The 26266-nt window shown below is 69.7% G+C and carries 25 protein-coding genes and 1 tRNA gene; 5 read left to right on the top strand and 21 right to left on the bottom strand.

Features of this window, described 5'->3' with window-relative positions; translation table 11 throughout:
* The first annotated feature begins 158 nt into the window (after positions 1 to 158).
* Both OG417_RS12550 and OG417_RS12545 read left to right on the top strand, forming a co-directional pair.
* Entirely contained in the window at positions 159 to 1193 is a 1035-nt protein-coding gene (locus tag OG417_RS12550) for a sigma-70 family RNA polymerase sigma factor (RefSeq protein ID WP_329254533.1), read from the top strand.
* 964 nt (positions 1194 to 2157) lie between these two features.
* The gene (locus tag OG417_RS12545) at positions 2158 to 3657 is read left to right on the top strand and encodes an acyl-CoA dehydrogenase family protein (RefSeq protein ID WP_329254530.1); all 1500 of its coding nucleotides are present in this window, start codon (positions 2158 to 2160) and stop codon (positions 3655 to 3657) included.
* Positions 3658 to 3707: 50 nt separating this feature from the next.
* Here the strand turns inward: OG417_RS12545 and OG417_RS12540 are convergent, their stop codons facing one another.
* From OG417_RS12540 to OG417_RS12520, 5 genes are read right to left on the bottom strand one after another with little or no spacing between them, the layout of a single operon-like run.
* A complete protein-coding gene (locus OG417_RS12540; RefSeq protein ID WP_329254527.1) occupies positions 3708 to 4277 on the bottom strand; it encodes a GAF domain-containing protein in 570 nt (189 codons plus the stop codon).
* Positions 4278 to 4312: 35 nt separating this feature from the next.
* Entirely contained in the window at positions 4313 to 4894 is a 582-nt protein-coding gene (locus OG417_RS12535; RefSeq protein ID WP_329254524.1) for a GTP-binding protein, read from the bottom strand.
* Positions 4875 to 5243 (bottom strand): DUF742 domain-containing protein, encoded by a 369-nt coding sequence (locus OG417_RS12530; RefSeq protein WP_329254521.1) that lies wholly within the window; start codon positions 5241 to 5243, stop codon positions 4875 to 4877. Before OG417_RS12530 ends, OG417_RS12535 begins: the two co-directional genes overlap by 20 nt.
* Before the next feature lie 2 nt (positions 5244 to 5245).
* A complete protein-coding gene (locus OG417_RS12525) occupies positions 5246 to 5674 on the bottom strand; it encodes a roadblock/LC7 domain-containing protein (protein WP_329254518.1) in 429 nt (142 codons plus the stop codon).
* Positions 5675 to 5705: 31 nt separating this feature from the next.
* Positions 5706 to 7283, bottom strand: a complete 1578-nt coding sequence (locus OG417_RS12520; RefSeq protein ID WP_329254516.1) for a sensor histidine kinase — start codon at positions 7281 to 7283, stop codon at positions 5706 to 5708.
* A gap of 1326 nt (positions 7284 to 8609) precedes the next feature.
* Between OG417_RS12520 and OG417_RS12515 the strand changes: the two genes are divergently transcribed.
* On the top strand, positions 8610 to 8990 hold the full coding sequence (locus tag OG417_RS12515) for a DUF1622 domain-containing protein (protein ID WP_442875678.1): 381 nt from the start codon (positions 8610 to 8612) through the stop codon (positions 8988 to 8990).
* A gap of 219 nt (positions 8991 to 9209) precedes the next feature.
* Here the strand turns inward: OG417_RS12515 and OG417_RS12510 are convergent, their stop codons facing one another.
* The 11 genes from OG417_RS12510 to OG417_RS12460 form a co-directional block, all read right to left on the bottom strand.
* A complete protein-coding gene (locus OG417_RS12510; protein ID WP_329254512.1) occupies positions 9210 to 9560 on the bottom strand; it encodes a hypothetical protein in 351 nt (116 codons plus the stop codon).
* Complete coding sequence (locus OG417_RS12505) at positions 9560 to 9838, bottom strand: hypothetical protein (protein WP_329254508.1); 279 nt, start codon at positions 9836 to 9838, stop codon at positions 9560 to 9562. Before OG417_RS12505 ends, OG417_RS12510 begins: the two co-directional genes overlap by 1 nt.
* Before the next feature lie 573 nt (positions 9839 to 10411).
* Positions 10412 to 10484 (bottom strand) — tRNA-Lys (locus OG417_RS12500).
* 73 nt (positions 10485 to 10557) lie between these two features.
* Positions 10558 to 10995 carry a response regulator transcription factor gene (locus tag OG417_RS12495; protein WP_329254505.1) on the bottom strand — a complete coding sequence of 146 codons (438 nt, stop codon included), beginning with the start codon at positions 10993 to 10995 and terminating at the stop codon, positions 10558 to 10560.
* A gap of 164 nt (positions 10996 to 11159) precedes the next feature.
* Positions 11160 to 12188 carry an Lrp/AsnC family transcriptional regulator gene (locus tag OG417_RS12490; RefSeq protein WP_329254502.1) on the bottom strand — a complete coding sequence of 343 codons (1029 nt, stop codon included), beginning with the start codon at positions 12186 to 12188 and terminating at the stop codon, positions 11160 to 11162.
* A gap of 3 nt (positions 12189 to 12191) precedes the next feature.
* Positions 12192 to 13037 carry an alpha/beta fold hydrolase gene (locus OG417_RS12485; protein WP_329254498.1) on the bottom strand — a complete coding sequence of 282 codons (846 nt, stop codon included), beginning with the start codon at positions 13035 to 13037 and terminating at the stop codon, positions 12192 to 12194.
* A gap of 12 nt (positions 13038 to 13049) precedes the next feature.
* Positions 13050 to 14225, bottom strand: a complete 1176-nt coding sequence (locus tag OG417_RS12480) for a M24 family metallopeptidase (RefSeq protein WP_329254495.1) — start codon at positions 14223 to 14225, stop codon at positions 13050 to 13052.
* Between the two features lie 2 nt (positions 14226 to 14227).
* The gene (locus tag OG417_RS12475; RefSeq protein ID WP_329254492.1) at positions 14228 to 15124 is read right to left on the bottom strand and encodes an ABC transporter permease; all 897 of its coding nucleotides are present in this window, start codon (positions 15122 to 15124) and stop codon (positions 14228 to 14230) included.
* Positions 15121 to 16083 (bottom strand): ABC transporter permease, encoded by a 963-nt coding sequence (locus OG417_RS12470; RefSeq protein ID WP_329254489.1) that lies wholly within the window; start codon positions 16081 to 16083, stop codon positions 15121 to 15123. Before OG417_RS12470 ends, OG417_RS12475 begins: the two co-directional genes overlap by 4 nt.
* Positions 16084 to 16098: 15 nt before the next feature.
* Complete coding sequence (locus tag OG417_RS12465) at positions 16099 to 17697, bottom strand: ABC transporter substrate-binding protein (RefSeq protein WP_329254486.1); 1599 nt, start codon at positions 17695 to 17697, stop codon at positions 16099 to 16101.
* On the bottom strand, positions 17697 to 18905 hold the full coding sequence (locus OG417_RS12460) for a dipeptidase (RefSeq protein ID WP_329254484.1): 1209 nt from the start codon (positions 18903 to 18905) through the stop codon (positions 17697 to 17699). Before OG417_RS12460 ends, OG417_RS12465 begins: the two co-directional genes overlap by 1 nt.
* A gap of 287 nt (positions 18906 to 19192) precedes the next feature.
* Here OG417_RS12460 and OG417_RS12455 point away from each other — a divergent pair, with 287 nt between their 5' ends.
* Together OG417_RS12455 and OG417_RS12450 are read left to right on the top strand one after the other, a co-directional pair.
* Positions 19193 to 20101: an ABC transporter ATP-binding protein gene (locus OG417_RS12455; RefSeq protein WP_329254481.1), complete on the top strand. Its 909-nt coding sequence runs from the start codon at positions 19193 to 19195 to the stop codon at positions 20099 to 20101.
* Positions 20085 to 21158, top strand: a complete 1074-nt coding sequence (locus tag OG417_RS12450; protein WP_329254478.1) for an ABC transporter ATP-binding protein — start codon at positions 20085 to 20087, stop codon at positions 21156 to 21158. Before OG417_RS12455 ends, OG417_RS12450 begins: the two co-directional genes overlap by 17 nt.
* 4 nt (positions 21159 to 21162) lie before the next feature.
* Here OG417_RS12450 and OG417_RS12445 read toward each other — a convergent pair whose 3' ends face one another.
* From OG417_RS12445 to OG417_RS12425, 5 genes are read right to left on the bottom strand one after another with little or no spacing between them, the layout of a single operon-like run.
* A complete protein-coding gene (locus OG417_RS12445; RefSeq protein ID WP_329254475.1) occupies positions 21163 to 22527 on the bottom strand; it encodes an FAD-dependent oxidoreductase in 1365 nt (454 codons plus the stop codon).
* Positions 22524 to 23219 carry an isochorismatase family protein gene (locus tag OG417_RS12440; protein ID WP_329254471.1) on the bottom strand — a complete coding sequence of 232 codons (696 nt, stop codon included), beginning with the start codon at positions 23217 to 23219 and terminating at the stop codon, positions 22524 to 22526. Before OG417_RS12440 ends, OG417_RS12445 begins: the two co-directional genes overlap by 4 nt.
* Positions 23216 to 24619, bottom strand: a complete 1404-nt coding sequence (locus tag OG417_RS12435; RefSeq protein ID WP_329254468.1) for a dihydroorotase — start codon at positions 24617 to 24619, stop codon at positions 23216 to 23218. The genes OG417_RS12440 and OG417_RS12435 overlap by 4 nt, the downstream gene beginning before the upstream one ends.
* A 26-nt stretch (positions 24620 to 24645) precedes the next feature.
* Complete coding sequence (locus OG417_RS12430) at positions 24646 to 25515, bottom strand: isocitrate lyase/PEP mutase family protein (protein ID WP_329254465.1); 870 nt, start codon at positions 25513 to 25515, stop codon at positions 24646 to 24648.
* A gap of 44 nt (positions 25516 to 25559) precedes the next feature.
* Entirely contained in the window at positions 25560 to 26246 is a 687-nt protein-coding gene (locus OG417_RS12425) for a GntR family transcriptional regulator (protein ID WP_329254462.1), read from the bottom strand.
* Positions 26247 to 26266 lie beyond the last annotated feature (20 nt).

Raw genomic sequence — 26266 nt, 5'->3', positions numbered from 1 at the left:
ACCGGCCGTGCGCGGTCACTCGTACAGATACGGCCGACCGCTCGACTTCATCGGCCCGCGAGGCACCGAAGACCGATGAGTTTCTGCGGTGGCGGGGATCTGTACAGGTGGCGGATCCAGGCGTGGAATTGCTCGTGTGACGGGGGTTGGGAACAGCGATGCAGCGTGAGGAAACGATGACGTCAAGCGGTGAGGACTTCGCTCACCTCACCGCTCCGTACCGTCGTGAGCTGCTGGCGTACTGCTACCGGATGCTCGGTTCGGTGCATGACGCCGAAGACCTCGTGCAGGAGACCCTGCTGCGCGCGTGGCGCTCCTACGACGGGTTTCAGGGTCGGGCGTCGCTGCGTACCTGGCTCTATCGGATCGCGACCAACGTTTGTTTGAGAGCGCTGGAGAACCGTGACCGCCGTCCGTTGCCCTCCGGCCTGAGCGGTCCCGCCGAGGGGCCGGAAGCGTCCGTGGCTCCGGCGCTGCACGAGGTCGCCTGGTTGGAGCCGATCCCCGACACCCTGTTCGGCACCGCGCCGACCGACCCCGCCGCGATCGTCGCCTCCCGCGCGGGGATGCGGCTGGCCTTGATCGCGACCCTGCAGTACCTGCCTGCCAGGCAGCGCGCCGTTCTGATCCTGTGCGACGTGCTGCGCTGGCAGGCGTCCGAGGTCGCCGGGCTCCTCGAAGTCTCGGTCGCCGCGGTCAACAGCCTGCTGCAACGCGCCCGAGCGAACCTCGAACGCGCTACGCTCGCCGAGGACGAGCTCGTCGAACCGACCGACCCAGAGCAGCGCGCCCTGCTCGACAGGTACGCCACCGCGTTCAAGAACGCCGACGTGACCGCCCTCATGCGGTTGCTCACAGCCGACGCCGTGTACGAGATGCCGCCGATCCCGACCTGGTTCACCGGCCGCCAGGTGATCGGGCGTTTCCTCGGTTCCCGGATCCCCGCGAATCCCGCCGACATCCACGTCGTCCCGACCGCCGCCAACGGTCAACCCGCACTCGCCACCTACCGACGCGACCGCGACGGAATCCACCACGCACACTCGATCCAGGTCCTCACCATCGCGGCGGCGCGCATCACGCGAGTGACCTCATTCCAGGATCCGGCGCTGTTTTCGACATTCGGCCTGCCGCGTACCCTGCCCGATGCCGCAACAGGTCCAGAACACGAAGATCCTTATCGGCGGTCGTGAAAGGTTCCGCACAACGCCCGCTACTCTTTCTCGATGTCGACGGACCGAGAGTCGGCGTACCCTCGGTGACCAACGCCGTTACAGCCGGGACACGCTCCGCCGGGTCGCCTTCATCCATCGGATCTCCGTACCCGACCGCTGCTCATCGTCGGCGGCGTGGCCGATCCTGTTGGCGAGCGTCGGCGCCGCGCGGACATCGGTGGGTAACGATCGCAGGGCGCGGGGCGCTGTAGGGAACGTATGGCGGCTCTCCCAGAGCCGCCTCGCCCCCGCCCGTCCCGGGCTTCGCCCCCGAAAGCCCGGGACGGGGCACGCCTGCGACGGAAGGCCTGCACGTTGTTCGGTCCCGCTCCATCTCGAAGGCCAGGCCACCGCACCGGTCACATGCGAGCGTCAGGCGTTCCCCTGGGTAGCCGGCCTCGCGGCGTGCGGCACCCGCCTTCCATCGGTGGCCACATGCGGACCGGTCCTTAACGATAACGGTCAGACCGTTTTTGATCGCGCAGTGAACTTGCGGTTCTACGGAATGGTGGTCCAATGCGCCGTCATCTTGACGGCAGAGGGCCCTGAGCTCGTGTCGTTATGAGCGCAAGTGATCACATACTCACGGTCCGCAAGGCTCTTCGCGGTGGGCGCATCAGGCCTTCCTCTTGCCCTGCCGCTGGTCAAGTAGGTGGGTTCGCCAAGCTTAGAGAGCGGACTAAGATCAACATCTCGTCAAGACAACGCTGTCAGACACGAACGCGGGCCTCCCGTGGGTGATTACAGCTATCCGAAGATGCCTTGCGTTTTGTGACCGACATATTCACGATGATGCCTGAAGGCCGCTCCGCGGCACGGCACGGCATTTAGCAGGAGGTTCGCGTGACCGGCTCTTACGCCGCGTATCAGATATTAGGCCGCTCACCGTCGTCGGGACGCCACCTCTTCCCCTAACCGACACCCGACCTATGAGAGCGGAACCATGACCAAGACTCTTCTGTCCCTGTCGACGAACGAGTTCATCGCCGGCATCGAATCGGTCGCATCGAAGTTCGACTCCGCAACGTATCCGCAGGAGAACCTCCCCTCTGACGACTGGGCGCTGCTCGTGGGCAGCGGGGTGCTGCTCCCGACGCTGCCCCGCGAGTACGGCGGCCGCGACAGCCACGTTGAGATGTGTCGGGTCGTGGAGACCCTTTCGGAGTGGCACCTCCCGTTGGGGATGTTCACGACGATCGTCACCGGTGTCGCGCTGCGTCCGATCGCGTTGTACGCCACCGAGGAAGCCAAGCGGGAGGTGCTGCCGCTGTTCGCCGGCAGCGATCCGATGATCGCCGGTTTCGCCTCCACCGAGCCCGGTTGCGGCTCGGCCATGTCCGGCATGACGACGACGTGGGAGGAGGTCGATGGCGGTTACCGGATCCGCGGCCGCAAGCACTGGCAGGCGTTCAGCTTCAGCGCGCACTGGTGGCTCGTCAGCGCCAAGAACGACGACAACGGCCGCGAGTACGGCTACTTCATCGTCAAGCGCAGCGAGGGGTTCCGCACCGCGGAGCGGTACGAGCCGCTCGGCCTGAAGGTGATCGACTACGGGCTCAACGACATCGACGCGGTGGTCCCGGCGTACCGGCGGATCCCGACCGGTGGCGGCCGCAATCTTCGGCCGATGGTCGAGATGCTGATGGCGTCGCGGGCGATGATGGCGGCGATGGGCTGTGGGTTCCTGAGACGGATCAGCCGAGAGGCCCACTCGTACGCCGATGGCCGCCAGATCGGCCCCGCGCCGTTGTCGGCGATCAGGTTCGCCCGCTACAGGCTCGCCGCGATCGACAGTTCGTACACGATCTGCGAGGCGCTGAACCACCATCTGCGGACACGGCTGAACATGAAGGCCGACATGCTGGGCTCGTTCCCGGCCGTCCAGGCGATCAAGACGGTGGCCACCGAGCGGATGCTCGGCGCGGCGCACCACTACCAGCAACTGGTCGGCGGTGAGGGGTACCGCTGCGGCTCGCCCACCAACATCTCCGCCCAGGCGTTCCTCGACGCCCGTGTCTTCACGATCTTCGACGGCACCAACGACCTGCTCAGCCAGCAGCTCGCGGAGTACTGCCTGGCCAGGCTCGAGGGCCGGCCGCTCAGCGCCTTCCTGGCCGAGTGGCCGCTCACCGGGCCCGGTGTGCAGGCGTACCGGCCGGACCTGCGCTTCCTCGACCGCGACCTCAAGCAGGAGCACCTGGTACTGGCCGGCCGGGCCATCGGTTACCTGTTCGCGATGACCGAGGTCATGCGGTGGGCGGCCGAGACCGGCGCCGACCCCGAGCGGGTGCGTACGGCGATTGCGTTCCTCAAGCACGACATCACGGGTGTCGCCTCGGAGTTCGCCCTCGCGGACACCGGCGTGGTCGGCGACGACGAGGTCGCCTCACCGCCCGCCAACACCGTGATCTCCCGCTCCATCCCTGCCGGTCCGGCCATGTGACCGAGGGGAGGTGCCGTCCCGCGGCCGACGCCGGCCGCGGGACATCCCTTCTAGCCGGGCAGCCCCTCGCGGCGGCGGATGATCTTCATGAGCTCCTCTGCCCGGTTCTTGATGAGGTTCAGCCCCGGATGGCCCCAGGGGCGCGGCTCGCTGTCCACGATGCAGATCGTGCCGAGGGCCGCGCCCGTACGGTCGATGAGCGGGGCGCCGACGTAGGTCCGGATGCCGAGCTTGTCGACGACCGGGTTGCCGGCGAACCGCGGGTAGTCGCACACGTCGTCCAGGACGAGCGCCTTGCGGCGGACGACGACGTGCGGGCAGTAGCCGTGGTCCAGCGGGACCTCCCGGCCGAGTTCGACGGCGCCGTCGGGGCTCGGCGGGGTGTACAGCCCGCCGAGGTACTGCCGGTCGGTGACGAAGTTCACCATGGCGAACGGCGTCTGCTCCGCCCCGGACAGTTCGCGGGCCGCGTGGGCGAGCTCGCGGGCGAACTCATCCAGCTCGGGGTCCGGGCCCTGTCCGAGGCCGAGCTCACGCAGACGCGCCGCGCGCTGCGGCGCCTCAGGGTCGGCCGGGGTCAGCAGATGGCTGGAGGGCTCGTAGATCTGGTCGTACGTCACGGCTATCTCCACATGGGGTGAGGTCGGTCGATGGACTAGGCGGACGTGGCGGGTACAGCGGTGAGCAGATGCTTGATCAGGGATCGGAGCGTGGCCGTCGCCGACCGTTTGTCGCGGGCGTCGCACATGACGATCGGCACCCGGGGACTCAGCTCGAGCGCGAGCCTTACCTCCTCCGGCTCGTACCGGAACGCGCCGTCGAACTCGTTCACCGCGACGAGGAAGTCGATGCCGCGGCTCTCGAAGAAGTCGACCGCGTCGAAACAGTCCTGCAGGCGGCGCGTGTCGGCCAGCACGATCGCGCCGAGTGCCCCGGCGGACAGCTCGTCCCACATGAACCAGAACCGCTCCTGCCCTGGGGTGCCGAACAGGTACAGCACGATGTCGTGCTGTTCGATCGTGATCCGGCCGAAGTCCAGGGCCACCGTGGTCGTGGACTTGCCCTCGATCCCGTTGAGGCTGTCGACGCCTACGCTGGCCGCGGTGATGAGCTCTTCGGTGTTCAACGGCTCGATCTCGCTCGCCGCGCCGACGAACGTCGTCTTCCCGACGCCGAACCCGCCCGCGATCAAGATCTTGACCTGGGTGGGGAACGCTTCAGACTCCTTGTAGTCCATCGAGCAGCTTCTCCAATAGGTTTCGGTCAGGGCCGCCGGACATGGGACGCGGAGCTCGCGCGGCCATGGCCTCGCATTCGACCAGGTCGGCAACAAGGACCTTGGTGACCGCTATCGGGAGGCGCATGTAAGCCGACACCTCCGCGACCGAGGTCGGCGCGCTGCACAGGCCCAGCACCTTCATGTGCTCCGGCTCCACGCCCCGCGGCGGCTTGGACGTGGCGACCACCAGGGAAAGCAGGTCCAGCTCGACTGTGGGGCGGGTCCGCCCCGCGCTGACCGTGTACGGGCGTACGAGTGGTCCTGCGTCGTCATCGAGCCATATGTCGTCGTCGGGGGATGGAGACATGGTCATGTCATCCGGCCGTCCGAGACGGCCGTCGGCCGGGCCGCCGTGTCCAGGAAGGGACGGACGGCCTTGATGAGCCGCGCCATCTCGAAACCGACGACGGCCGGGTCGGCCTCTCCCTTGGCCAGCACCGCGAGGACCGAGTTGAACCCGGCCCAGGAGATGTACAGCTGGCTGGATTTCAGCTCGACGACGACTTGCCGGACCTCGGTGTTGCCGTCGAACTTGCCGCCGGCACTGCGCGCCATGGAAAAGAGTCCGGAGGCGAGTGCCGCGAGGTGTTCCGCGCCGGTGCGGTCGAGGCCGTGAGCGGCTTTCATCATCCCGTCGGAGGACAGCAGCACACTGCCGCGGATGACGGGAACCTCCTCGGCAAGACCCTTCAGCAGCCAGGCGAGATCTGCTGCCTGGTTCGGAGAGACGGCGCTCAATGGACGCTCCTTCTAAATATGTGGTGTTGCATCAGCCCGTGCCACCGGTCCCGCCCGTCGGGTTGTCCTCGTCCTGGGCGTTACGCATTCCCTGTTGGAACGCCGCCATCAGCCCCGGGGTGTGGAGGGTGTCGGTGTCTTCCTCCCGGGGGGCGGAGGCGTTGACCAGCTCGGGGGCAAGGTTTGTCTGGGCGCGGCGTCTGGGGAGCTCCGGGCGCCGACCGGCGTCCCCAGGAGAAGGAACGTCCTCGGTACGGCCGGCGCTGTGGTTCGCCCAGGCTCCTCCGGCGGACGGGGCGGGGGGACGGGGCTCGTCGTGGGCGGGGGGACGGGGCTCGTCGTGGGCGGGGGGACGGGGCTCGTCGTGGGCGGCCGGCGGGTTCGGAGGGCCGCTGAAGACGGGCGCGGAGGACATCGTGGCCGGAGCCGCCGTCGACGTGGCCGGAGCCGCCGTCGACAGCGCCGGTACGGGCTCGGCCGGCGCCTCGAGCCGGGAGGCCGCCTCCTGCTCCTCCGAGCCGATCAGCTCCTTCGGCACGACGACCACGGCCTGCGTGCCGCCGTACACGTTGGTCTGCAGTCGTACCGCGACATTGTGGCGGCGGGAGAGCGCCGACACCACCAGGAGGCCGATGCGGCCGTCCTGCACGAGCTCGTCGATGTCGATCCGCTCGAGGTCGGCGAGGAGGTCGTTGAGGCGGCGCTGCGTCTCGCGCGGGATGCCGAGGCCGCGGTCCTCGATCTCGATCGCCAGACCGGCGGTCACGGGCTCGGCGCGCAGAAGGACCTGCGTGTGCGGCGGCGCGAACTTGGTGGCGTTCTCGACGAGCTCGGCGAGCAGATGGATGACGTCCGCCACCGCGCTGCCGTCGAGAGTGCCCTCCACCGGGGGGACGACCTTGACCCGATTGTAGTGCTCGACCTCGGCGATGGCCGAGCGCAGCACCTCGTACACCGTCACCGGCCGGCTCCACTGGCGCCGGGACGCGGCCCCGCCGATGACCGCGAGGCTCTCGGCCTGCCGGCGCATGCGGGTGCTGAGGTGGTCGACCCGGAACAGGCCCTTGAGCAGGTCCGGGTCTTCGACCTGGTTCTCCAGCTCGTCCAGCCCCTGGATCGCCCGGTGGGACAGCGTCTGCATTCGCCGTGCGAGATTGACGAACACCTCGACCCGCTGCGCCGACCTCTGGCCGTTCGGCCGGCTCGCCGCGCCGACGACCGTGTTCCACGCCTCGGCCTGCGCCTTGTGCAGCTCCCGCGCGAGGTGCGCGAACGGATCCTCACCCGGCACGGCCCGCGAGTCGATGCTCCGCGGCGGGGGAACGTCCCCGGCGGCGACCCGGTCCCGCAGTTCCTGCACGTCCTGCCGGCCGCGCGAGATCAGGAAGCCGAGCTCACCGAGGCGACGTTGCAGCTGCTCAGGCCCTGGCGCGGCCGGGTGGCCGAAGACGAGCCGCTCCCGGCGGGTCGCGGCGTCGGCGGCGAAAACGGCGACGCCGAGAACGAGGACCGCGGCGGCGGCGAGGAGCACCAGCGCCAGACGACCTTTCGGCGAGGAGGTGCCGACGACGAACAGATCGACTACTGCGAAGACACCAAGCAACGCCATAACGGCGGCCGGCAGGATTGAGATGTACAAATGAAAGGCGCGAACCCCAGTGGAACGATTCCTGCCACGGCCGGACGGCCTGCCATGCCGTCCGGATTCGCGGCGTTCAGAAGCGGCGGCAGGCTGGTGAAACTCAGACATCGGTGTCCTTGGGGCGGGGGCCGGGATCGACAACAGGCGTCACAATACTGAGTTCTCCAAACTGATATGTGGACTGTCCGTATTTGCCCTCGGTATACGGTTTTACGGCAGGTCAAGATACCTGTGCTGCCCGCGGTCCGGCCGGTCCCGGGGTGCAGGTGCCGCTGACCTTCGCTTGAGAACGGGGCTGGTGCTGCTGGAGCCGGCGAGTACGAGCCGGAGGGCGGCCGGGCTCACGGTGGCGGCAGTACGCATCTGGGAGACCCCTTGCTGATGAGTGCCCGGCCGGCCCGAGCCCCAGCCGGTGTGTGAGCCGAACCCGGGGGCGACGAACCCCCGGGTCGGCTGGGAACGTGCGCTGCGGTCGCGGGGCGAACCTCGGCGGGCCGGACCACATCAGGTCCAGCGCCAAGCCGATCGGGTCTGTTACAGCGGCCGCCGCCGGCCGGGGCTTTTCACCCTCAGGCAGGGCGCGCGCCCAGGGGCGCGGAAGAGCCACGTTGTACGGGCCCCTGGGCCGCCCTCCTCCTTGTGGACGAATCCTCTGCCGAGTGACCGACCCTGCCCACCAGGCCCAACCCCTACGGCCGGCGACCACCGCACCGCCCGCCGCGGCGGCCCGTCCTCGAACCCGCGGAAGTGTGGAGAGCGGAACAGTGAGAGGATTACGAGAGTGACGGCAACAACCAGCGACATCGAGAAGTCGGCCGGCGTGCTGCGCGCCGGAGGCCTGGTGGCCTTCCCGACCGAAACCGTCTACGGTCTGGGCCCAACGCCGAGGATCCCGCCGCCGTCGCGCGCACCTTCCAGGTCAAGGGGCGCCCGCCCTCCCACCCGCTGATCGTCCACATCGGCGGCGCGGAGCACCTGGACGGCTGGGTCACCGACGTGCCGGCCCCCGCCCACGACCCGTCAGAAAGATCATCGCTGGCAGGGCGACGCCCGCGCTGGCCGCGATGACGGGCAGTGCCGCCCCTGTCGTGGGAGCCACGCTGGGAGCCACCGGGTTCAGGACCCGAACGAAGCCCCGCTCATCAAGGCGGCGGCGCAAGCGCCGCCGCAGGCCGCCCGCTCCGGCACGCCCGGCGGGCGTGCGGAGACCTGATGACCCGTTGTCGGTGGTGCAGATCAACAGCGCTCGATCAAGGTCAAGTCGACGACGCCGCGGTTGGGTATGACCATCACGTGGTGGACCTCGCGGGCATCGCCGAGGTGGTCGGCGCGGGTGTCGACCTCGTCCGGGTGGCGGTCATTGTCGTCGGCGCCCTTGTCGTGACGGCCGTGTTCGCGGGTCGTCTCCGGCGCGATGGCGGCCGGCCTCCGGGGGCGTACCGGCTCTACCGGCAGAACCTCGGGCGGGCGATCCTGCTCGGGCTGGAGTTCCTGGTCGCCGGTGACATCATCCGCACCGTTGCCGCATCCCCGACGTTCACGAGCGTCGGCGTGCTCGCGCTGATCGTGGCGGTGCGGACCGTCCTCAGCTTCTCGCTCGAGGTGGAGTTGGGGGGCAGCTGGCCGTGGCAGCGACGCCGAGCGGCGCGTCCGTCGGACATACCGGATGCGTGACGCGCGACCGCCGGAAGTCACGCATGGGCCGAGACATCCGGGGAGCCACGGTGGGAGCCACCCGGGCGAACGATCTCGACGCCCATCGTACGAGTCCGGGGGGCCTTTCTGCTCACGGGTTCACTGACAGGGGCCGTCCTACGCGGCCTTGATCTGCTTGGCGAAGATGGTTCGTCGTACCGCACATGCCGGGAGCGCCGGTGTTCGGCTCGTCGTGGCTCAGGCGCCGGGATAGCGGGTGTCGAACGAGACCGTCTCCCAGGAGTCCAGGTCGGCCAGTTGGCGCTGGAGCTTGCGGCGGATGAGGGTGACGGCCTCCGGGCCAAGCGGCAGGCGCAGCGGCGACGTGTCATCGTCGACCGCCCGCAGGATCGCCTGCGCGGCCTTGACCGGGTCGTTCGGCTGCGCCCCGTCATAGTCGGAGAAGCGCTCGCGCAATACGCCTGCCGGGGTGTCGCGGACGCTCCACGGCAGCGGACAGCCCGCGCCCGGCTCCCCGATCGCCACCGGCTCCGGGGTGGGCACGGTGGCGGCGTCGGCCAGCTCGCGCGCGGCCTCGGCCTCGGCCATCAGCGACGCGCGGGCCTGTGCCGGGTCGTGACCGACCAGCGGGAAGCGGGCGGCCAGGTCGTGGCCGATCCGGCGCGGCCACGCCCGTACCCGAAGACGACGACGAGGATCAGGGCACCGAAGATGACTTGTTCCACCGCGTCGGAGACGCCGCTTCCGATGAGGATGGTCGTCATGAGGGTCGACAGGAGTGCTCCCAGGACCGTCCGCCAATAATCGACCCGTGCGCCTTGGACCGACGTGCCACCGACCATCACCGCGGCGATCGTCTCGAACATGTACGGATCGCCGATGGTCAGGTCTCCGCCGCCGGCGTAGCCGGACAGGAGGACGCCGACGACCGCTGCGAAAGAGCGACAGAGCCGTTAACTGGACAGACCCCCGCCCCTGCTTGGGATATCGCTATAGGTGATTAGAGGGTCCAGCAGGGACGCGGTGGCAGGCGGGTCAAGTGGCGCTTCCGGGAAAGGCGAGTTGTCCGAGAGGGAGGGTGACCCGCAAGACGACTTTGGCCCGGGCTCTCCGGTCGGCTTTGGGATGGCCCGGAAGCAGTCGATGTCCAACCCATTGGCCCGGAAGCCGAGGCAAGGTGAGGATCACTCCTACCCTGGTGCCAGCGGTGCGGTCCGCATGACCGCGAACTGACAAGCCCACGAACTTTCGGCGCCGACACGTCAGGGTTCGGACCGTCCGCAATCACCTAGCGCCAGCACTGCTGCTTGCTGGCCGACGACCCCGTCCAACAAGATCATGACATTCGAGCACCCACCGAGTATCCGCGGACCGCAAACCGCCCCAAAAAGAACACTGGGCACTCCCGACAGTGTCGGGAATGCCCAGCTCAGCACGGGTGCGCCGCCAGGGACTTGAACCCCGAACCCGCGGATTAAGAGTCCGCTGCTCTGCCAATTGAGCTAGCGGCGCTTGCGACATCCGTTACTCTAGCAGCCCCCTCACCACCCTCGCGAATCGAACGATCCTCCCCCTGGATCCGGGCTCAGGGCTGGGTCTGCCACAGGCTGATCGCGGCCCCCCGGGAGTTCACGCCGAGCTTGGCGTAGATCCGGTTGACGTGGTTCTTCACCGTCTTCTCGCTCAGGAACAGCTCCCTGGCGATCTCGCCGTTCGAGCGGCCGCTCGCGATCAGGTCCATGACCTCTGTCTCTCTCGTGGACAGACCCAGGTGGGCGCGGCCGGCCTCGCGGACGGCCTGGATCAGCCTTCTCGCGGTCAGTTCCTTCGGGCGGAGGCAGCCGCTGGCGCCCTCGCGCATGGCCACGGTCGCCGCCGCCGGCGACGGGCACAGGACGAACACGCGGGCCGTACGGCTCAGCGGGGCGGTGTGCGCGGCGGAGGACAGACCCAGCAGGACGACGTCCGGCCTCAGGCGCTCGGCGGCCTCGATCGGCTCGCCCGGCTCAGGAAGCACTTCCACCTCGTCACTGCTCCTGAGCGACGACATGAGAGAGGGGTCGCCATCGACGACCATGACGCGAAGTGGTGGGTCCGAACTCATCCGGCCTCCGGGGGGGCACCGTATCAGGGCGGAGCATAACCCTCTCGCATGCGATCTGAGATGAAGATCTAGCGTCGATCCCGTCAGGCGTCCCCGTGGTGTCCGCCGCTCGGGCCGGACGCGTTGAGGCGTCCGCGCCACCAGGGAGTTTCGATGAAGCCCCGTTTGAGGTTGAGCATCTCCATGTTGGCGGTCCACCCCTGGACGCCGGGGAGCGGTCCGAGCGTCCTGGTCACGAAGTCGAACACGTCGCGCGTCGTCGGCAGGATCACCTCGCACATCAACGAGCTTCCGTTGAGTGTGGCCGCGACGTATCGGACGCCTCGATAGGTGGCGAGTTCACGAGCGGCCGAGTCGAGGTTGGCCGGCGTCACCGTGATCATGAAGATGATCTCGGACTCGAAGCCGAGCGCGGGCGCGGGGACCAGCGTGTTGACCAGGATGCATCCCCTCGCCCGCAGCGTCTCGAACCTGCGGCGGACGGTGCTCTCGTTGACCCCGATCACGTCCGCGACGCCCTGGAAGCTGGCCCGGCCGTCGTCGCGGAGCACGGCGACGATCGCCCGGTCGGTGTCGTTGAAGTGACTGGAGTCGCACTCGTGCGGCTCGACGGGCGTGTAGACGTGCTCTTTTCCGGTCAGGAGCTGACGGCTCCAGTCGTTCGTGGCCTTGTAGGTGTGCAGCAGCAGGTCGGTCTCGCATCGCGACACGCCGTCGATCGCCAGCACCTCGTCGATCAGGCGCGTGTGCAACGAGTCGTCCGTCCGCACGTTCAGCTCGGCGATGATGTCCGTCTCCCCGGTCACCAGTGTGAGGAAACGGACATCGTCGCGGCGGACGAGCTCCAGGGCGACCTTCGTCTGGCGGCCCGGCTCACAGCCGATGCGGAGAATGAACAGGTTCACCGGTCCCGCGTGGCTGATGTCCGGGGTCACGCCGACGCGGACGATGCCCTCGGCGAGGAGCTGCTGGGCGCGGCGCGCCACGGTCGGTACCGACGTGTCGCAGACGTCGGCGACCGAGGTCCAGCTCGCCCGGCCATCGCTCTGCAGCGCGACGATGATGCGCCGGTCGAGGTCGTCGAGTTCTTTCAGAACCGGATTGATGCTCATTCCTTATCGCTGATCGGCGCCCACGTCGCGCAGGAAGTCGCGGACGACCTTCCGCCACCGTGCGGCCTCCTCGATCTGCGGAGAGTGCCCCGACTTCTCGAAGACCACCAATCGGGCGTCAGGAATGAGCGACACGATTTTCTCACTGCTCTCGACCGGGGTGATCCAGTCGTCACGCCCGACGGTGACGAGGGTCGGGCAGATGATATCGGGCAGCTGCGACTTGATGTCGTAACTCGGCTGATTGACCGCGAAGGCGAAGTTATGCGTCTCGTACCGGTAAGGGGTGGCCGCCACTTTCTCTTCGACCTTGGCCGGGTCGTAGACATGGTCATAGAGCGGCAGGATCTCGCGCCAGCAGTCGCGCAGGTCATCGTTGTCGCGTACGAGGCCGTTGTTGATGCGGTCGAGTTTCTCCACATCGACGGTGACCCTCGTCGAGTTGAGGGCGTTGCGGCGCGCGGCCTCCTCATTGTCGTGGTCGGGTGAGGTGTCGCGCAGGACGAGCGCCTTGACCCGCCGCGGGTGGCGAATCGCGTACTCCATCGCGATGAATCCGCCGTACGAGCCGCCGGCCATGACGATCTGCTCGGCCCCGATCCACTCACGCAGCCCATCGACGTCGGCGGCCCACTGCTCGTGGGTGAACGGCGGGTTGCCACCGCTCTCCCCCGATCCGCGGGCGTCGAAGACGACGACCCGGAAGGTGTCGGCGAACGGCGCGAAGGTCGCCCGCGGCTCGGCGCGCGAGCCCAGCCCCGGAGCGCCGTGGTGCGCGATGAGGACGGGCGCGCCCTCCTCCCCGAAGACCTCGACCGCCAGTTCGTTGCCATTGATCGTGACGAACACGATCCCTCCTTGCTAGACGGGGACGACCACGTCGTCGAGCGTGCGGGGATAGAAGGTGAAGGGGGTGGCGGCGTCATCGGTGACGAGCATGCTGTCGGAGATCCGGTATCCGGCGTGCCCGGTGACGTAGATGCCGGGCTCGTTGGACACGACCATGCCCGGCTCCAGGACCGTGGCGTCGCCGTCTTCCAGCCATGGTGGCTCGTGCATCCCCAGCCCGATGCCGTGTCCCTGGCGGTGTCTGAGGAACCCTTCCAGCCCCGCGTCCCGGATGACGTCCAGGCAGGTGCGGTTCACGTCCGCGCACCGCGCCCCCGGACGGATGCTCGCCGCACCGACCGCCTGGGCCTCCCGTACGGCCTCGTAGTAGCGACGCTGCTCCGCCGACGGCTCACCGAGCACGAACGTCCGCTCGCCCTCGACGAAGCGGCCGCCGACCGCGCACCCGAGTGAGAGCACGAACGTGTCGCCGGGGCGCAGCCGGCGAGCCGACGGCAGCCCGTGCGGGCGCGCGCTGTTCTCCGCCGCGTAGACCAGGCCGCCGGCCAGCGGCGAGACCACCACGACGTCGTCGTGCTCGGCGTACATCGTGCGGCCGCCGAACGAGGTCACGTGCGCGGCCAGTTCGGCCTCGCTCGGCAGTTCCCCGCCGGCGGCGACGGCCTGTTCGATCAGTTCCCGCCCGGCGGTGAGCATCGCGTCGGTGATCCGCCCGGCCTCCCGGTGCAGCGCTATCTCCTCGGGCCGTTTGCGCAGGCGGGCGCGTTCGGCGACGCCGGTCCGGACGAACTCGGTGCCGGGGAACGCCGCGCGGACGGCGGCGAGGCGGTCGACCGCCATGCCGCCCGGGTGGCCGACGCGCCGGGCGCCGGGCACGTGCCCGGCGAGCGCGTCGAAGGGCGGGACCAGCCCCGGGTACTCCGGGTAGACCACGAGCTCGGCCGCGGTGTTCTGGACCTGGGCGTGCTCGACTTCGAGGTCGGGCAGCAGCAGGGCGGCGGTCCCGTCCACGCCGATCCACACCGCGACCGGCCGCTCGCAGGGATGGTGGAAGAACCCGGTCAGGTACGCCACGTCCTCCGGAGAGTCGGTGAGAAGGGCGTCCACACGCTCGTCGGCGAGGGCCGCGCGTACGCGGTCCTGCACGTCGGCGTAGAAGGTGGCGGGAAGCCGCTGGTCGAACGGCACGCTCAGTCCTTCCTCGTCCGCGGGTCGCGGGCGTCGTTGTAGGCGATGGAGAGCAGGGTCGCGGCCACCACCAGCGCGAGGATGGCCAACGACGGGAAGAGCGTCGTCCACCACGCCTCCTGCATGGCGCCGGACTGCTGGGCCTCGAAGAGGATGCGGCCCCACGACCAGCTGTTCGGGTCCCCGAGCCCGAGGAACGCCAGGCCCGCCGCGGACAGCACCGCGCGGGACGCGGTGAGCACGACGGAGACCGCGATCACCGGCGCCACGGCCGGGAGCAGGTGCTTACGGATGATCCACAGCGGTGAGCCGGTGGCCAGCCGCGCCGCGTCCACGTACGGCAGCCGTACGACCGCGAGCGCCTGTGACCGTACGACGCGGCTCACCTCGGGCCAGGAGAAGAAGGCCAGGACGAACACGATGGTCTGCAGGCTCGGCCCGACCAGGGCGGCGACGAGGATCATCAGCGGCAGCACCGGAAGCGACAGGAAGAGGTCGACCAGTACGCCCATCACCCCGTCGACCCAGCGGAAGTACGCGCTGCACACGGCCACGGTCACGCCGATGACGATCGCCAGCGCGGTCGCGCCGGCCGCGACGAGCATGCTGGCCCTCGTGCCGTACACCACCTCGGCGAACACGTCGCGGCCGAGGTTGTCGGTGCCGAACCAGTGGGCGGCCGAGGGCGGTCGCAGGATCGCCGTGCCGTGGCCGCGCGGATAGCTCGCGAGCAGCGGTGCGACGAGCGCGACCACGATGAGCAGTGCCAGCAGCGCCATCGCGAGGATGCCGAGCGGGTTGCGGCGGAAGGCGTCCCAGGTCGCCTTCGCCGCGGTGGGCCGGTCCGCCGCGTCCGCCACGTCCGCCGTGCCGGCCGTGGACTCGATGAGTGAGGTCATACGGTTCGCACCCGTGGATCGAGTAGCCCGTAGGCGAGGTCGGTGAGCAGGTTGGCGACGATCACCGTCGCCGACAGGAGCACGAAGGCGCCCTGCAGAACCGGGAAGTCCAGCCGGGTCACGGCCTCGTAGATGCCGCGCCCGATCCCCGGGTAGGCGTAGATCGTTTCGGTGAGCACGGCGCCGCCGACGACGAAGCCGAGCTGGAGCCCGACGAGGGTCGTCGTCGGCAGCAGCGCGTTGCGCAGAGCGTGCTTCCAGAGGACCTTGCGCTCGCCCAGCCCGTTCGCGCGGGCCAGCATGCAGTAGTCCTCGCCGAGCGCGTCGATCAGCGTGGACCGCAGCGTGAGCACGTACGAGCCGAGCTGGACCAGCACCAGCGACAGGCACGGCAGGACCAGGTGCCGTAGCACGCTGCCGTACCAGGCGATCCCGTAGGTGTTCTCCGTGTAGGCGCCCCCGATCGGGAACCAGTGCAGCTTCAGGCCGAGGAGGTACAGCAGGAAGATCCCGATACTGGGCACGAACAGGGACTGCCCGACGACGCCGCTGAGCTGCACGGCGCGGTCCCAGAACCCGCGGCGCGAGGCCGCGACCACCCCGAGCGGGACGCCGATGACGATGGTGACGACCAGCGCGGAGACGGTGAGCAGGAGCGTCCACGGCAGCCGTTCCATCAGCGCCGTGGTGACCGGCACCGACTGGCTGAACGACATGCCGAGGTTCCCGTGCAGGAGCTGCCACAGGTACTTGCCGTACTGCACGGCCAGCGACTGGTCCAGGCCGTACTGGTGAAGCAGCGCCTGCCGTGTCTCCCTCGTCATGTTGGGGTTGGCCACCGCCAGCGCCGGGTCGCCCGGCAGCAGGCGGAGCATGAGGAAGGTGACGGTCACGGCGAACCAGATCGTGACCACTCCGCGAAGGAGCCGTCGCAGCGCGAATCGGGCGAGAGGCGGCATGGCGGTGGCCCTTCGTCAGCTGTTCGACTTGACGTTGGACAGCGACTGCGGATCGACGATCGACAGCAGCTCGCTCGGCTTGACGACGAACCCGGTCCAGTTCGAGCGGTGCGCCACGTAGAGGTTCTGCGTGTACATCACGTTGTCGTAGACCTGGTCGTGCACCAGCTTGGCGGCGGCCTGGACGAGCTTCTTCTGCTCGTTCACGTCGGTCGTCGCCTGCGCCTTGGTCACCAGCGCCGACAGGTCGGGAGCGTCGACGTGGGAGTAGTTGATGATGCCCTTCGGCAGGTACGTCAGGGTCATGTTCGTCGCCGGGTCGTCCATGATGGCGAAGTTGCCGGCGTAGATGTCGAAGTCACCCGCGTCCGTCTTGGCCAGGTACGTGTTGCGCTCCAGGCCCTGCGGCTTGATGGTGATCCCCGCCTTGGCCGCGTCGTCCCTGACCAGGGTCGCCCACTGCGCGGTGACCGGGTCCTGCAGGGAGTAGATCATCCGGAACGACAGCGGGAATCTGCCACTGCCGTCGGCGGTGTACCCCGCGTCCCGCAGCAGCTTGCGCGCCATCGCCGGATCGAACGTGTACTCCTGGAGCGACGGGTCGTGGAACTGCTTGAGCACCGGCATGAGCGGGCTGCTGCCCGTGGAGACCGCCTGGCCCTGCAGGACGACCTTGCGGATCGCCTCGTAGTCGACGGCGTGGGCCAGTGCCTGGCGCACCTTGACGTTGTCGAGGGGCTTCTTGTCCATGTTGTACGCCAGGTGCGCGTAGCCCAGACCCGGGACCTCCTCGACCGTGATGCCGTCGGCCTGCTTGAGCGGCTGCACCTGCGCGGGCGGCAGCGCGTTGGCGATCGCGTCCACGTCGCCGTTCTTCAGCGCCAGGATCTCGGTGTTGACGTCCGGGTAGACCTTGTAGACCACCTCGCTCACCGTGGGCCGCCCACCCGGTGCGAGCGGGTACGGCGTGACCCGCTCCATCGTGTAGCTCTGCCCCTTCGCCACCCTGGTCAGCCTGTACGGCCCGGCGCTGACCCAGTTCGCGTTGTTGGCGAACTTCGCGACGCTGCCGGCCTTGCCGAACACGTGCTCGGGGACGACGTTGCCCCAGAAGCCGACCTCCGGAATGACGGTGGCATCCGGTTTGGACAGCTTGAGCTCGACCCGGGTGGGTGACACGGCCTTGGCCGACGAGAAGTTCGCGAGCTGCCCGTACAGCGTGCCGGACGGCTTGTCCTTCTTCACCGCGTTGAGCGTGTACGCCACGTCCGAGGCGGTCAGCGGCGTTCCGTCGCTCCACTTCATGTCGCCGCGGATCTCGTAGAACCCCGTCTTCGGGCTGGTGTACCCCCACTTGGTCGCGAGCGAGGGCTGCTTGCTGCCGTCGTTCCCGATCGTCAGCAGGTGGGGGTACATCAGGTTGGTCAGCCAGTAGTCGGTCCGGCTGCTGCCGATGAGGGGGTTGAAGTTCACCACGTCGGTGGTGGTGGCGATCCGCAGCTGGTCGCCCGAGCCCGACTCCGCCGCCTTCTTGCTGGGCGCACAGGCGCCGAGCGCGCCGGTCAGCACGGTCACCGCGGCCGTGCCGGCCATGAGTCCGGTGCGCCGACGCATCACACCCACACCTCTTCCAGCACGCGTAGGGTGTTGCCGCCGACCACGGCGCGGATCTCGTCGTCGGAGTAGTCGTGGGAGACCAGCCAGCCGATGATGTTGTAGAAGCACTCGGCCGGGTTCTCCAGGCCGTCGACGTACTCCACCTTCGGGAACTCCACGCCGCTGTGCGCCTGCCCGATCGAGAGGTTGGCGGAGAACGCGTCGTGCAGGCCCACGTGGTCGCCGAAGAGGGTGTCGGGCCCGAAGGTGACGTGTTCGATGCCGACGAGGTCCACGCAGTGCACGAAGTGGTCCATCACCGACTCCAGCGAGTGGCGCGGATGGGCGTGGGACAGCGTCGTGTGCGGCGCCGCCTCCAGTCCGAGGACCCCGCCGCGCTCGGCGCAGGCCTTGATGACCGCGTCGGGCTTCATCCGGTTGGTCGGCCAGACCTCGCGTGACCCGCAGTGCGTGATGAAGATCGGCTTGGTGGACTTCTCGATGACGTCCATGGCGGTCCGGTCGCCGGAGTGGGAGACGTCGATGGCGATGCCGAGCTTGTTCATCCGCTCGACCGCGCGCTCGCCGAAGTAGGTCAGCCCGCCGTCGCCGCGCTCCTTCAGGCCGCTGCCGAGAGTGTTCGCCTCCGAGTAGGCGATGCCCATCTGGCGAACGCCGAAGCCGTACAGGACGTCGAGCCGGTCGACCTCGTTCTCGATCATCGTCGCGGCTTCGAGGCCGAAGATGTGCGCCACGCGGCCGGTCGCGTGAGCGTCATGGATGTCCTTGACCGTCTCCCCCTTGACGACGAAGTCCTGGTGGGCGAGGTCCGCCATCCGTACGCCGAGGTCGAACAGGACGTCCTGGTACTTCCAGCCGGCGTCGCTGCTGATGCAGCACGTGCCGTCCATGCCGTTGTCGAACACGGCGGTCATCCCCGAACGGGAGAGGCCCTCGTAGCCGGTGGGCTCGCGGCCCTGCCTGATGTGCTCCCGGAGGTCGGACATGTCGTCGGGGAAGACCTGCACGTGCTCGTGCAGTGAGATCACGACCTCGTCGGTCAACAGGCGTTTGGTGCGTTCCAGCTGCGCGTCGGACAGCTCGAGGCCCTGGTACGGGGGCACCCGGCCGATCTGCTTGGCGTAGGTGATGTCCCGGTAGTCCTTGCCGCGCTCGAGGTACTCGTAGGCGGTGTAACCGGTGTAGCGCTTCGCGGGCTCGAGCACTGGCTCTCCTCTCGTCTCCCGACTCACCTCGGACCGTTATCGCCGTTGCGGCACGTCCGATAGTCGAGAGGTCGTATGGCCGCATACTCTTGCCAAACTTCGGCGGGAGTGTCAAGGTATCGGCAATATTCCGGCCGAATACACGTCTCAGCTTGTTACATCCGGCGCTAGGGGGTTTCGTGGCGGTTACGTCAACCTCACCGACGGCGGCGCGATCCGCGTTGCGCGTACGCGGCCTGTCCGTCGAATTTCGGACCCGGCGGGGTCCGGTGCCCTCGGTCAGGGGCGTGGATCTCGACGTCGCGCGGGGTGAGCTCGTGGCGCTGCTCGGGGAGTCCGGATCGGGCAAGTCGGTGACCGTGCGCTCGATCATGGGTCTCGACGCGGACAACGCGCGGTCCAGCGCGGACGAGATGCGGCTGGGCGACACCGACCTGCTGGCGCTGAGCGACGACGAGCGCCGCCGGCTACGCGGACACCGGATGAGCATGGTCTTCCAGGACGCGCTGTCGGCGCTGAACCCGGTGCTCTCGGTGGGCGACCAGATCGGCGACCTGATCCGCGCCCACACCGACAGCTCACGGCGTGCCGCCCGCGCCCGCGCGGTCGAGCTGCTCGAGATGGTCGGCATCCCCGGGGCGTCCCGGCGGGTCGGGGACTACCCGCACCAGTTCTCCGGCGGGATGCGCCAGCGGATCCTCATCGGCATGGCGATCGCGCTCGAACCGGAGCTGCTTCTCGCCGACGAGCCGACCACCGCGCTCGACGTGACCGTGCAGGCGCAGATCCTGGAACTGCTCGACCGGCTGCGCCGCGAGCTGGACATGGCGGTCCTGCTCATCACGCACGACCTCGGGGTGGTCAGCGAGGTCGCCGACCGGGTCGCCGTCATGTACGCCGGGCGGATCGTCGAACGCGGCAGCGGCGACGACCTGCTCGCGCGGCCCGCGCACCCCTACACCGAGGCGTTGCTGACATCGGTGCCGCAGGCGGAGGGCCTCGGCCGGGACCTGGTGACCATCCCCGGCTACCCGCCGAACCCGGAGCGGGTCCCGCCGGGCTGCGCCTTCCATCCCCGCTGCTCATGGGCGGTGGAGGACTGCCGGAAGACACGCCCGGCTCTCATCGAGATACGGAGCGGGCGGGACTCCGCCTGCCACCGCAGTCAGGAGGTCGTCGGTGCCGGCAACGAGTAGCCCCCACACGCCGCAGCCGGCCGGAACGGCGGCGCCCGGAGAGGTCGTGCTGGAGGCGCACGACCTGGTGAAGACCTTCACCACCGGGCGTGGCGGTCTGGGCCGCACCCGCGTGTCCAGCGTGGACGGGATCAGCCTGTCACTGCGGGCCGGCGAGTCGCTGGGGATCGTCGGAGAGTCCGGCTGCGGCAAGTCGACCCTCGCACGGATGCTCGTCGGCCTGGAGGTGCCGGACTCGGGCTCGATCAGCTACCGCGGCCGCGACGTGACCGCCGCCCGTCGCGGCGACCGGAGGCTGCTGCGGCGAGGCGTGCAGATGGTCTTCCAGGACCCTTACACCTCGTTGGATCCGCGGATGACCGTGCTGGAGATCGTCGGTGAGCCGCTGGCCGCGTCCCGAACGGGCACGCGGGCCGCGCGGCGCGAACGGGTCGCCGAGCTGCTCTCCCTGGTCGGCCTGGCGCCCGACCTGATGGAACGCTATCCGCACCAGTTCTCCGGCGGACAGCGGCAGCGGATCGGGATCGCCCGCGCACTGGCGCTGGACCCGGAGGTCCTGGTGTGCGACGAACCGGTCTCCGCGCTCGACGTCTCGGTGCAGGCGCAGGTCGTCAACGTCCTTCGCGACCTGCAACGGCGACTCGGCGTGACGCTCCTGTTCATCGCCCATGACCTGTCGGTGGTCCGTCACGTGGCCGACCGCGTCGCGGTGATGTACCTCGGCCGGATCGCCGAGATCGGACCGACCGCCACCGTCTACGAGGCGCCCGCCCATCCGTACACCCAGGCGCTGCTGTCCGCCTCGCCGGTGGTGGACCGGGCGCGGCGCGGACGGATGGCGGCACGGATCGTGCTCGACGGCGACCCGCCGTCGCCGACCAGTCCCCCGGCCGGATGCCGGTTCCACACCCGGTGCCGGATGGCCCGCGACGACTGCCGGACCGACGTGCCGTCGCTGCGCCGGCCGTCCGAGGCGCAGGAGCGAGCGCGGCTGGCCGCCTGCCACCACGCCGAAGACGCCCTCACTCGCCTGGAGGACGTCTTCGGCCCGGCCTAGGGTCTCACCCGGCCGCGGCGGCGCCGGCGGCGGTGCCGGCGAGGTATCCGAGGCCGACGGCCGCGAGCAGGCCGCTGCCGGAGGAGTACCCGCGGCCCCCGGACCGCCCGCTGATCCCGGCGGCGACGCCGCCGACCGCGTACAGGCCGGGCACGACCGACCCGTCCTCGCGGGTGGGCCGGGTGTCGCCGTCGACGGCCAGGCCGCCCTGGGTGTGGAACAGGCCGGGCGTGCTGCGGCAGGCCACGTACGGCGGGGTCAGCGGCGCCATGCCGAAGGCGGACCGGCCGAACGCGTCGCGGCCGGCGGCCACGGAGCTTTGATAGTCATCCAGCGTGGAGCGGACGTTCCCGGCCGGGGCGCCGATCCACTCGGCGAGCGCGTCGGCGGTGGCGAACTCGCGGACGCCGCCGGCCTCGAGGAGGTCGCGGAACTCCTCCTCGTGCGCGGCCACGTAGTCGCGAATGCGGGTGTCGAAGACGACGTACGCCGGGGGCTCGGTGCCGCGCAGCACGGTCTCGGCGAAGCCGGAGTAGCCGAGGGTCTCATCGCCCAGCCGCCGTCCGTCGCGGTCGAGCATGACCCCGCCCATCTCCACCGTGGTCCAGGAGACGATGGACCCGTGCGGGTAGGCGACGGCGGCGTACCCCTGGTACGCGCCGAGGTTGCCGGTGCGGGCGCCCAGGGCGATCCCCCACTCGATCGCCTCGCCCGTGCTGCCGTGGCCGCCGAAGTACGTGGCCCCGGCGATGTCCGGCGCCCAGGCACGGACCAGCTCCGGGTTGGCCGCGTATCCGTTGGCCGCGAGGACGACCGCGTCGGCGCGCAGGTCGTAGGAGCCGATCCGGTCGCCGTCGACGCGCACGCCGCGTACGGCGCCGCCCTCGACGATCAGTGACGCGACGGGGTTGTTCAGCACGATCTCGATGCCCGCGTCGCCGCAGGCCCGTACCAGGTCATCGACGAGGACCTGGCCCTTGCGCGCGGCCGGCGCGTGCAGCCGGGGCACGGAGTGCCCGACGTGCTTGTAGTCGGTGATCAGCAGGAGCTCCACGCCGTGCCGGTCCACGAGCCACTCCACTACGGGCGCCGACACCCGGGCCAGCAGGCGGGTCAGCTCCTCGGCCTCGTGGGGGCCGCTCTGCCGCAGCAGGTCGTCGGCGAACCGGCCGGGGTCGTCGTCGATGCCCGCGTCCTTCTGCCAGCGGGTGCCGGCGCCGGGGATCGACCCCGTCGAGAGGCCGGTGTTGCCGCCGGGCCGGTCGAGCTTCTCCAGCACCGCCACGGACGCGCCGGCGTCGTGGGCCGCGAGCGCGGCGGCGAGCCCGCCGCCGCCGGCGCCCACCACGATCACGTCGACGTCGTTCATGTGCTCTCCACCCCGCGAACGGCCTCGACCACCTCGGCGACCGGGCGCACGTCGGCGTACTTCTGCGCCATGTCGAAGAGGTTCGCCTGGTGCACGGTGGGCGTACGGTCATAGACCGCCTCGGCCGGGACGGTCACCCGGAAGTTGTACGCGAACGCGTCCACGACCGTGGAGCGCACGCAACCGCTGGTGGTGCAGCCCGTCACGACGAGGCTGTCCACGCCGAGATCGACGAGGTAGCTGACGAGCGGGGTCGCGAAGAACGCGCTCGGGTGCCGCTTGGGCAGCAGGATGTCGCCGTCGCGCGGTGCGACCTCCTCCACGAACCGGTAGCCCTGCGGCGGAATGCCCATGATCGCCGGGACCTTCGCGCCGAGGCGGCCGGCGTCGTAGGACTCCTTCGGAGCGACGTGCGGGTAGATCACCGGCAGCTCGCGCTCGCGGAAGACGCCGAGCAGCTCACCGATGCGCCCCACCGCGTCCCAGCCCACGTCGCCGCAGCTCGTCGGGTAGTCCGCGAGAGAGTCATAGAACGGCTTCGGCGTGTCGCCGACCGTGCGGTACTGCACGTCGATGATCAGCAGCGCCGGGCGCTTGCCCGTCCCGACGGGCTTGCCGAAGCCCGCGGTGGCGTAGCGTCGCTCGTCGTCATCGGTGATCACGTCGGCCCAGGGGCGGTACGGCTCGGTCATCGGGACACCCCCTGGGCGGCCAGGGCGGCGGCGCCGCTGTTCGGGCGGGAGACGTACGCGCCGGCGGCCTCACCGAGCGCTCCGTCGCGGACGGCGAACCGGCCGCGTACGAGCGTGTGCTCGACCGAGCAGCCGACCTCGAGCCCCTCCCAGACGGAGTACCGCGCGGCGCTGTGCTGGTCCTCGGCGCGTACGGTGAAGCCCTCCTCCAGGTTCAGTACGACCAGGTCCGCGTCCGCGCCGACGGCGATGACGCCCTTGCGGGGGTACATGCCGAACAGCTGGGCGGGCCGGGTCGAGGTCGCCTCGACGATCCGCTCCAGCGGCAGGCCGCGCCGCTGGTGCCCCTCACCGACCATGGACGGGAACAGCGTGCCGGTGCCGGGGAACCCCGCCGACGCCGACCAGATGTCCTTGTCCTTCGCGGAGAAGTGGCGCGGCACGTGGTCGGAGCCGATGACGTCGACGCGGCCGTCGGCCACCGCCGCCCACAGCGCCTCCCGGTCGCCGACGGTGCGCAGCGGTGGGTTGACCTTCGCCCGCGAGCCCATCGAGGAGGTCTCGTCGAGGGTGAGGTAGTGCGGGCAGGTCTCGACGAACAGGTTCGGGTAGTGCGCGCGCTGCCGGGTGATCGCGTCCAGCGCGGCGGCGCAGGTCGTGTGCACGGCGTACACCGACGCCCCCAGCACGCTGGCGAGGTACGCGACCCGTTGCAGCGCCTCGGCCTCGACGAAGTCCGGGCGGGTCCTGTTCCAGGCGTCCAGCCCGGCGTCGGCGGGCTTGTCCATGCTCTCCCGCAGCTTCCAGACCAGCTCGATGTTCTCCGCGTGCGGGTCGGCCATCGCGCCGTTCTCCGCCACCGCCATCAGCAGGTCGTAGAGAAAGCCGTCGTCGTTGCCCGGCAGCCCGAGGTAGGCGCCCTCGTTCCCGCGGAAGTTCATGAAGAACTTGAAGCTGGAGACGCCGAACTCCTCGACGTAGCGCGGGATCGCGGCCACCTGCTCCTGGGAGACCAGGCAGAAGTGGAAGCCGAAGTCGGTGTACGCGTCGGCCGCCATGACGTCGTGCGCCGCGGTGAAGCTCTCCTCGTACGGCTTCGGGCTCATCAGGTAGGCGAGCATCGTGGTGACACCGCCCGCGACCGCCGAGGCGGTCTCCGGGGCCACGTCGTCGGCGGTCTTCGGCACGGTGATGTCCTGGCCGAGGTGGACGTGCGCGTCGATCGCGCCGGGCACCACGACCCGCCCGGTCACGTCCAGCACCTCACGCGCCGGCGCCGGGTCGGCGCGCTCGACCAGGGCGGCGACGCGTCCGTCGCGCACGCACACGTCCACGGCCGTGCGCCCCAGACCGGGCAGTACGACGTCACCACCGGTCAGCCGGAGGTCGTATTCCGTCATGTTCGCTCCTCTCATCTTCTCGGCGCTCAGCCGGCGTACCGCTCGTTCATCGCGTCGAATGCGTCTTTGCGGACCAGGCTCTGCCGCTCCTCCCAGCTCGCGATGCGGTCGCCGAGGGCGAGGCTGTCGCCCTTCGCGCGCAGGTCGGTGAGCGCGGACCGCATGCCCTTGATCGCGGCGCGCATCGCGGTGTTGGCGTAGAGCACCACCGCGAAGCCGTACGCGGCCAGCTCGTCCAGGGGGGTGATGGGCGTGAGCGCGCCCTCGACCATGTTGGCGACGTGCGCGCCGGGCACCCGCCCGGGAATCTCCCGCAGCTCCTCCCGCGACCGCGGAGCCTCGACGAACGCGATGTCGGCGCCCGCGTCGAGGTAGCGGGCGGCGCGGTCGCACGCCTCGTCCATCCCGGACACCGCGCGGGCGTCGGTGCGCGCGATGATCAGCAGATCGTCGTCCTGCCGCGCGTCCGTGGCGGCATGGATCTTGCCGACCATCTCCCCCGCGTCGATCACGGCCTTGCCGGTGAAGTGCCCGCAGCGCTTGGGCGCCACCTGGTCCTCGAGCTGGACCGCGTTCGCGCCGGAACGTTCCAGGGAGCGGATCGTGCGCCGCACGTTGATCGCGTTGCCGAAGCCGGTGTCGGCGTCGACGACCAGGGGAAGCTCGACCGCGTCGCGTACGGCGGCGACGTGGTCGGCCAGCTCCGGGAGCGACAGCAGCCCGACGTCCGGCGCGCCGAGGTAGGTGTTCGTGATGCCCGCGCCGGAGAGATACACGGCCTCGAAGCCGGTCTCCTCCAGGATCCGCGCGGTCAGCGCGTTCGGCGCGCCCGGCAGCAGCAGGGGCCGTCCGGGCTCGATCCGGGCGCGGAGCCGGGCATTGAGATTGTCGCTCACCGGGAACCTTTCCGTGGTCGTGTGAATGGGAGGGCGCGCCGCCGTCAGGTGTCGCCGGGCGACGCGTCGAAGATGCGCAGCGCGTTCTCCAGCGACCGGTACAGGTGCGCGCGCATGAGGTTCGCCGCGGCCTCACCGTCGCCGGCGGCCACGTGGTCGACGACGGCACGGTGCTCGTCGTACGCGTGACGCGCCCGGCGCGGCTGCTGTCCGGAGCGTGACCGGGCGAGGTGGATCTGCTGGTGCACCTCCACCGTGGCGGACAGCAGGATCTGGTTGCCGGTCAGCGCCACGATCCGCCGGTGGAAGTCGAGCTCCTCGGGATAGGGGCGCTCGTCGTCGGCGGCGAGCATGTCGCCCGTCTCGTCGAGCAGACCGCCGACGTCCGCGACGTCGTCGGCGGTCATCCGTTCCGCCGCGAGGCGTACGGCGTGCGTCTCCAGGGCGATGCGCAGTTCGTACAGGTCGCGCAGCTCGTCCGCGTCGAACGTGCGCACGTACGCTCCGCGGTGGCTGACGATGCGCAGCAGCCCCTCGCTGGCCAGGCGCTGGATGGCCTCGCGCAGCGGCCCGCGGCTGATCTCCAGGGCGCGGGCCAGCTCCACCTCGTTCAGCCGCTGGCCGGGCTTGAGCCGGCCGGACAGCACCATGTCCCGGAGCACCTCGACGCTGCGTCCGCTGAAGGTCTGCGCCCGCCGCTCCAGCGGGCCCGGGAGGTGACTGCTCGACATTTCGGTCCTCAATCGTCGGT

The sequence above is a fragment of the Actinoallomurus sp. NBC_01490 genome, assembly GCF_036227085.1.
Lineage (GTDB): Bacteria > Actinomycetota > Actinomycetes > Streptosporangiales > Streptosporangiaceae > Actinoallomurus > Actinoallomurus oryzae.
This window is presented reverse-complemented; position numbering and strand designations above follow the sequence as displayed.